The sequence below is a fragment of the Acidisphaera rubrifaciens HS-AP3 genome (assembly GCF_000964365.1).
In the GTDB taxonomy this organism is placed as follows: Bacteria; Pseudomonadota; Alphaproteobacteria; order Acetobacterales; family Acetobacteraceae; genus Acidisphaera; species Acidisphaera rubrifaciens.
The window spans coordinates 1-6975 of record NZ_BANB01000195.1; the positions used below are offsets into that span (position 1 = coordinate 1).

Sequence of the window (6975 nt, forward strand, 5' to 3'; positions counted from 1 at the left end):
GGGGCCGTGCTGCCGCTGCCGCCGGTGCCGCCGCGACTCGCTTCCATCGCGCCGCCCACCGGTGCCGCGATCGCACCGCGCCGCCCGCCGCGCGCGACCATCTTCCGCACGCTGCGCGAGACGAAGGCGAAGAGCCAGCCGGCGTCCTGACCGGGGCAGGCCGCCCGAACCGGCCAAACCGACACCGCGCGCCCACTTCCGCACGGCCTAAAGTCGCATAACGAATATTATGGAAATTCATACTGGTCCGAGACGGCCGCCCATGGAATGCCAGCCCAACACCCGCGCGCCGTGATTCGCTGCGCCTCGGTGCCCACCTGATGCGCGTTCCTTCCGGAGACCCACCCCCATGACCACCGCTATCGCCACCGGACGCTTCGACGTCATGCGGATTGCAGCCACGCTGCCAGCCACCGCTGAGACATTGCTGGTCGATTACCGCCTGACCGATGAGCCGTCCGCCAGCGCGCGCATCTTCCGCGTCTATCGTCCGACCCCGCCGCACTACCACGCAACCTGCGACGAATACCTCTACGTGCTCCAGGGCCGCGGCACGTTCTGGATGGGCACGCCCGCCGATACGGCCGCGTTCGAACCCGGCCAGCTTCTGTTCTTCCGCCGCAATACGGTGCACGCCATCCCGACCTTGCTGGATGAGCCGGTCGTCTTCCTGTCGGTCGACACGCCGCGGCGCGACCCGCGCGACATCATTTTCGTCAACCCCGCGGACGGCACGCCAGACAGCTTCATCCGTGCCCGCGACGCCTGAGCGCCGGGCACGGCGCCGCCCATGTCGGACGGCGCCGCCGGATCAGACCGAGCGGACCTCCGGCTGGTTCGGCTCCACCGCCTGGTAGTTCACCGGCGCGATGCCGCAGATGGCGATGACCGCCGGCGCCGGCTCGCCGCGCTTCACGCCGTCATAATGCGGCGTGTGGGCGATGCGGTGGACGAAGGTGCCGGCCGGCACCGGCACGGTGCGTCCGGGATCGAAATCGGCGCCGCTGTTGATCCACCACGTGCCGGACACCACGACGCAGAGCCGGTCGGTGTCGTACATGTGCGGCGCGCTCATGTAGCCGGGCCACCAGCGGACGAGCACGTAATACAGGCCCTGACCGGTCGTCGCGCCGAATAGCGGCGCCTGCTCGAGACTGTTCGGCGGATCGGTCGGCCGGCGATGCCACGGGATGTCCGGCGGCAGCGTGTATTGCGTTTCGCTGCGGTCGATCGGGCTGGCCATGCCCGACCGCGCCAGCAGCAGCGGCGCCATCGCGCCGAGCAGCCCCAGCAATTCGCGCCGCGGCGCCGCGTTTGGTGTCATTCGACGGTCCTCCCTGCGGCCGGTCAGGGGGGCATCCCCTCCAGCACGAGACCATCGTACCCCGGCTCGATCCCCGGCGGCAGATGCGCGCGCAGCCAGCCCCAGTCCATGTCCGTGCCCATGTGCGTCAGCACCGTCCGCCGCGCCCCGATCCGCCGCGCCCAGTCGATCGCGAGGTCCAGATGCGCGTGCGTCTTATGCGCCGGCCCGCGCTGGAAGCAGCCAACCACCCAGGTATCCACCCCCGCCAGCGTGGCGAACGCCGCCTCGTCCAGCCGCACCACGTCGGTCGAATAGCCGAACCCGCCGATCCGCAGGCCGAGCGTGTGCATCAGCCCGTGGTCCTGATCGAAGGTCCGCACCGCGAGCCCCGCGGCAGGCACCGTATCGCCCGGCTCGATGGCGTGCGGCACCAGCACCGGACGGTAGAAATTGGGCGGCGTCCAGGGGCGGAACGCATAGTCGAACCGCCGTTCCAGCTCCTTCAGCGTGCGCCCGGTCGCGTAGGCGTCGAGCGGCCGGCCGGCGATGCGGTTGAGGATGCGGACGTCATCCAGCCCGGTGATGTGGTCGGCATGCGCATGGGTGAACAGGATCGCGTCCACACGCGGGATACGGCACGCCAGCAGCTGGTCGCGCATGTCGGGCCCGGTATCGACGAGCAGCGTGCCCCCCTCGCCCGTCACCGCTATGCTGGACCGGGTACGGCGGTTGCGCGGCTCGGCCGGGTCGCAGGCGCCCCAGTCGCCGCTGCCGTCCGCGCCGCCGATCATCGGCACCCCGGCGGAGGCGCCGGTGCCGAGCAGGACGACCCGCACGCCGCTCAGGCCGCCGCGCGGCGGAACAGGCGGCGGAAATTGGCCGTGGTCTGCGCCGCCAGCGCCTCCGGCGTCATGCCGCGCACCTCCGCCAGCTTGCGGGCCGTGTGCGCCGTCCAGCCCGGCTCGTTGCGCTTGCCGCGATGCGGGACGGGGGCGAGATAGGGCGCGTCGGTCTCCACCAGCAGACGTTCGATCGGAAGATCGCGCGCTATCTCGCGCAATTCGCTGGATTTCGGAAAGGTCAGGATGCCGGAGAAGCTGACATAGCCGCCCAGCGCCACCCCCGCCTCCGCCAGCGCGCGGCCGGAGCTGAAACAATGCAGCAGGAAGTCGAACGGCCCGCCCGCCGCCGTCTCCTCACGCAGGATCGCCGCCACGTCGTCGTCGGCGTCGCGGGCGTGGATGACCAGCGGCACCTCGGCCAGACGTGCGGCGCGTATCTGCGCGCGGAACGACGCCGCCTGCACGTCGCGCGGGGCGTGGTCGTAGAAGTAATCCAGCCCCGCCTCCCCGATGCCGACCACGCCCGGCGCATCGGTCATCGCGGCGAGCGCGGCGGGGTCCGGCACGTCCTCCTCCGCCGCGTAATGCGGATGGATGCCGACGGTGCGCCAGACGCCGGGATGCGCTTCGGCGATCGCGGCCAGCAGCGGCGCCTGCGACAGTTTCGTGCTGATCGTGACCACCTCGCCCACGCCCGCGTCGCGCGCGCGCGCCAGCACGTCGGCAATCTCCGCGCGGTCCCAGTGGTCGAGATGGCAATGGCTGTCGATCAGCATCAGGGATAGCTCACCGTGAGTTGGCGGCCCGGCACCGGCGCGGGCGGCTGGCCGGCGGCGATCGCCGCCATGTCGGCGACCGACAGCGGCGGATCGAACCGCCCTTCGACCGTCAGCGTCGGGCGCGGATGCGGCATGTCGGTGATGAACTGCACCAGGGCGGCGATGCTCGCATTCGGCACGCCCATGCGGCCGAGCGTCGCCATCAAGTAGAGCACGGCGACCGGCTTCATCTCCGCCACCCGCGCCGCCGGATCGGGCGCGCCCGCCAGCAGCCAGCCGGCGAGCGGGGGCACCACGAAGGCCTCGACCAGCCCGTCATTGGCGAGCCGCAGCGACAGGCGCCGCAGCCGGATGCCCGAAGCGGCGGCCGCGCCGGGCCGCTCCACCGCCGCCGGCGTCACGCCGTCCACCGCCCCGCTCATGGTCAGGCCGCCGAGATGCGGGCCGCTGATGGCAAGCTGGCTGACGACCAGCGTCCCGGCCCGCGGGTCGTAGCGGTAGTCGAGCACGGCATCGAACACCCGCGCCGTCACGCTCATGATGTAGGAGGTAAGCGGCCGGCTCGCCGGTCCGGCGAAGCGCGCGCCGGTCAGCACCACGTGCAGCGCCGGCTGCAGTGCATGGCGCGCGGCGCGGTCGAAGTCGATGTGCTGCACGGTGACGGTGTCGATGTGCAGATGCGCCGGCCCGTCGGTACGCACGGCCACGTCGTGAAAGCGGCAGGCATCGGGGCCGATCGCCTGTGCGTGCGCGACCGTGGCGCGGTCGAAATCCGCGGCGAAGGCGGTGCAGCGGTCGGGGGCCGGCGCCGCGCGGGCGGGGGCGATGCCGGCCAGCAGCAGCGCCGCCCCCAGGAGCGGTGCCCCAAAGAGCGCCGTGGTACGGACGGCGATGCGTCGGCTCATGCGCCGTCCTCCGGCTCGACATGGCGCGGAAAGATGCCCTGCGGCGGCGGCAGCGACGCGCCGTCCGGCAGCTCCTCGGCCAGCGCCGCGAAGTCGCGCGCGCCCGGCGCGACGCCGAGCTGATCAAGCAGCCGGTCCATGCTCGCCGGCATGAACGGCCACAGCGCGACCGCGACCGGGCGCAGCACGTCGGCCAGCACGCGCAGCACCGTCGCCATGCGGGCCGTGTCCGTCTTGCGCAGCGCCCAGGGCGCCTGCCGGTCGATATAGGCGTTGGCCGCGCGGATCACCCGCCACGCCTCGTCCAGCGCCTCGTGGAAGGCCTGCCGGTCGATCGCGGGCGCCATCGCCGCCGGCAGCGCCGCCGCCGCGCCGAGCATCTCGCGATCGTCGTCCGTCAGCATCCCGCGCGCCGGACGCGCCCCGCCGCAGTTGCGCGCGATCAGCGACAGCGAGCGCTGCGCGAGGTTGCCGAGATCGTTGGCCAGCTCCGTATTCAGCCGCGCCACCAGCGCCCGCCTGCTGATCGTCCCGTCATTGCCGAACGGCATCTCGCGCAGCAGGAAATAGCGCAGCGGGTCGAGCCCGTAGGTCTCCGCGAGGTCGAGCGGATCGACGACGTTGCCGAGCGACTTGCTCATCTTCTCGCCGTCCACCGTCCACCAGCCATTGGTCGATACGCGCCGGGGCGGCGCGATGCCCGCGGCCATCAGGAAGGCGGGCCAATAGACGGCGTGGAAACGCACGATGTCCTTGCCGACCAGATGCACGTCCGCCGGCCAGTACGCCCAGCGCGCCCCGTCCGTGTCTGGATAGCCGAGGGCCGTGACGTAGTTCGCGAGCGCGTCGAGCCAGACATACATCACGTGGCCCGGTGCGTCCGGCACCGGGATGCCCCAGGAGAACGTCGTGCGGCTGACCGACAGGTCCGTCAGCCCGCCGCGCACGAAGCTCGTCACCTCGCGTCTGCGGCTCTCCGGCCCGATGAAATCGGGGTTGGCCTCGTAGAACGCCAGCAGCCGGTCCTGCCAGGCGGATAGGCGGAAGAAATACGACGGCTCGCGCACCCATTCGACCGGCGCGCCGGACGGCGCGAGGGGGCGCCCGTCCGGCGCGGTGGTCAGCTCACCCTCGTTGTAGAACGCCTCGTCGCGGACCGCGTACCACCCCTCGTAATGGCCGAGATACAAGTCGCCCGACGCCTCCAGCCGCCGCCACAGCGCGGCGCACCCGTCCTTGTGGCGCGCTTCGGTGGTGCGGATGAAGTCGTCGTTGGAAATGCCCATGCGCGCGCTCATGTCGCGGAAGCGCGCGGCGTTGCGGTCGGCGAAAGTCTGCGGGTCGATGCCCGCCTCGGCGGCGGCCTTTTCGACCTTTTGCCCGTGCTCGTCGGTGCCGGTCAGGAAGAAGACGTCGTGACCCTGCAGCCGCTTGAAGCGGGCGAGGACGTCGGCCGCGATCGAGGTATAGGCGTGGCCGATATGGGGCGCGCCGTTCACGTAGTAGATCGGCGTGGTGACGTAGTAGCGCGACATGATCCGCGGTTCCGGCAATGGTGGCGCCGCCTGCCAGCAGCGGCGCGGCGCGTGTCGGGTCAACTAGCGCCTGACGCGGTGCGAGGCCAAGGGCGGCGACCCGTGATGGGCCGGATGGGTCAGCCGGCGGGCCCGGGCGGCCCGATCTTCCGGGCGACGACCGGGCCGACGACCGGGCCGAACCCTGGGCCGAACCCTGGGCCGATCACTCGGCGGCGACGCTGCCGATCCGTGCCTCGATCACGCCTCGGCGCGCCAGCTTGAATTCGCGCTGCCGCGTCTCCCAGTTCCGCCAGTCGTCACAGGCGCGCAGCGGGGTCGGGGCGGCGACGCGGAAGGCCATGTCGCCGAGGATGCGGTCGCGCTCCGCATGCATGCGCGCCGCGTCGGCGTCCGTCGCCGACGCGCCGATCGGCACCGGACCGCCTGCCCCGCCGCTGCCTATATACAGCAGCCGTATGCCGATCGCCTCCTGCAAGTCGGGGACGGTAATCCGTTCGTCGTGAATGATCTTGCGGATGTAGCGGATATGCTTGGCGACGTCGCGGCAGCGGTCGGAGCAATACAGGGCCGGGCTGCGCAGGTCGGTGTCGCAGTTGACGCAGGCGAGGGCGGCATCCCGGTCCCCGGGGGCGGCACGGCTGACGAAGGCGGCGGGCGCGACCGACCGGTACAGGTGGCGCACGGCGGCGATGAACATCAGCGCCAGCCGGCGCTCGTCGGATAGGTCGGGATCCTCAAGATCCTTGAGCGCATCCTGATCCACGCGCGCGAACATCCATACCCCGCTGTTGCACGACGGTAGCTTGTCGTGTGTCTCGCAGCCGCAAGCTTCACACGATTGTCATCCTCCACGCAGCCCGTCAGAGCATGGCGATAGTCTCAACCTCGAAGGGAGTTGTCATAGGCCACCTTCATACCAAAAACATGAACTTTTCGCGAGAGTTTGCATGAGATCGTCAGGATACCGCCCGCAGAGCATCGAACACCGATGCCATGGCCTGCGTTCGATCCAAATTCAAACGGAGTGTCTCGAACTGTATCTGGCCGATCCGCTGCCACGCATCCGCCCATCCGGATGCCGGGCGCAGGGCCGAGAGACGCCGCGTCGCGCCGTCGCCGTCCCGCCCCAGCGCTGCCCGCGCCGTGGCCGCCAGCCGTGCCCGCAGCAGATCGATGAAAAGCTCGAACGCCTGTTCGCTGCGACCGAGCGAGTCGGCCACCGCATACGCCTCCATCGGCGCCGCGTCCGGCAGGGTAGCCATCGTTCGGTCCACCAGCCCCGCCAGACGCAGCCCTTCTTCCTGCGCGAGCAATAACGCCCGACCGGGCGCGCCGCCGGCAATCGCCGGGAGGGCGGCGCGGGCGTCGTCCGCCATGTCGGGCAACAGCATCCGCAGTGCTGCCTCCATCGCCACGTCGTCGAGCGGCGCGAGACCAAGGCGCCGGCAGCGGCTGCGCAACGTGGGCAGCACCCGCCCCGGCGCATCGCACACCAGCAGCAGCACGGCCCGCGCCGGCGGCTCTTCCAGCAGTTTGAGCAACGCGTTGGCCGCGTTGCGGTTCATCTCGTCCACGCGGTCGACGATCAGGACCCGCCAGCCCCCC

General features: G+C 71.1%; 7 protein-coding genes and 1 pseudogene. 1 reads left to right on the plus strand and 7 read right to left on the minus strand.

The genetic code is table 11. The annotated features are described in order from the left end of the window. Nucleotides 1–349: 349 nt before the first annotated feature. The gene (locus B8460_RS06980; RefSeq protein WP_048860862.1) at nucleotides 350–769 is read left to right on the plus strand and encodes a cupin domain-containing protein; all 420 of its coding nucleotides are present in this window, start codon (nucleotides 350–352) and stop codon (nucleotides 767–769) included. A gap of 42 nt (nucleotides 770–811) precedes the next feature. On the opposite strand, the gene B8460_RS06985 is transcribed toward B8460_RS06980, so the two are convergent. The 7 genes and pseudogenes from B8460_RS06985 to B8460_RS07015 form a co-directional block, all read right to left on the minus strand. Continuing rightward, nucleotides 812–1324, minus strand: coding sequence for a cupin domain-containing protein (locus tag B8460_RS06985; RefSeq protein WP_048860863.1), 513 nt, complete (start codon nucleotides 1322–1324; stop codon nucleotides 812–814). Between the two features lie 23 nt (nucleotides 1325–1347). Further along, nucleotides 1348–2142 carry an MBL fold metallo-hydrolase gene (locus tag B8460_RS06990; RefSeq protein WP_048860864.1) on the minus strand — a complete coding sequence of 265 codons (795 nt, stop codon included), beginning with the start codon at nucleotides 2140–2142 and terminating at the stop codon, nucleotides 1348–1350. 5 nt (nucleotides 2143–2147) lie between these two features. Then, on the minus strand, nucleotides 2148–2924 hold the full coding sequence (locus B8460_RS06995; RefSeq protein WP_048860865.1) for a TatD family hydrolase: 777 nt from the start codon (nucleotides 2922–2924) through the stop codon (nucleotides 2148–2150). After that, nucleotides 2924–3832: a hypothetical protein gene (locus tag B8460_RS07000; RefSeq protein WP_048860866.1), complete on the minus strand. Its 909-nt coding sequence runs from the start codon at nucleotides 3830–3832 to the stop codon at nucleotides 2924–2926. The genes B8460_RS06995 and B8460_RS07000 overlap by 1 nt, the downstream gene beginning before the upstream one ends. Beyond that, nucleotides 3829–5370, minus strand: a complete 1542-nt coding sequence (metG, locus tag B8460_RS07005) for a methionine--tRNA ligase (protein WP_148360425.1) — start codon at nucleotides 5368–5370, stop codon at nucleotides 3829–3831. Before metG ends, B8460_RS07000 begins: the two co-directional genes overlap by 4 nt. Before the next feature lie 202 nt (nucleotides 5371–5572). Then, on the minus strand, nucleotides 5573–6133 hold the full coding sequence (locus tag B8460_RS07010) for a hypothetical protein (RefSeq protein WP_148360424.1): 561 nt from the start codon (nucleotides 6131–6133) through the stop codon (nucleotides 5573–5575). A 193-nt stretch (nucleotides 6134–6326) separates the two neighbouring features. Further along, nucleotides 6327–6975: pseudogene (locus B8460_RS07015) on the minus strand (DNA polymerase III subunit delta'); the annotation flags it as partial.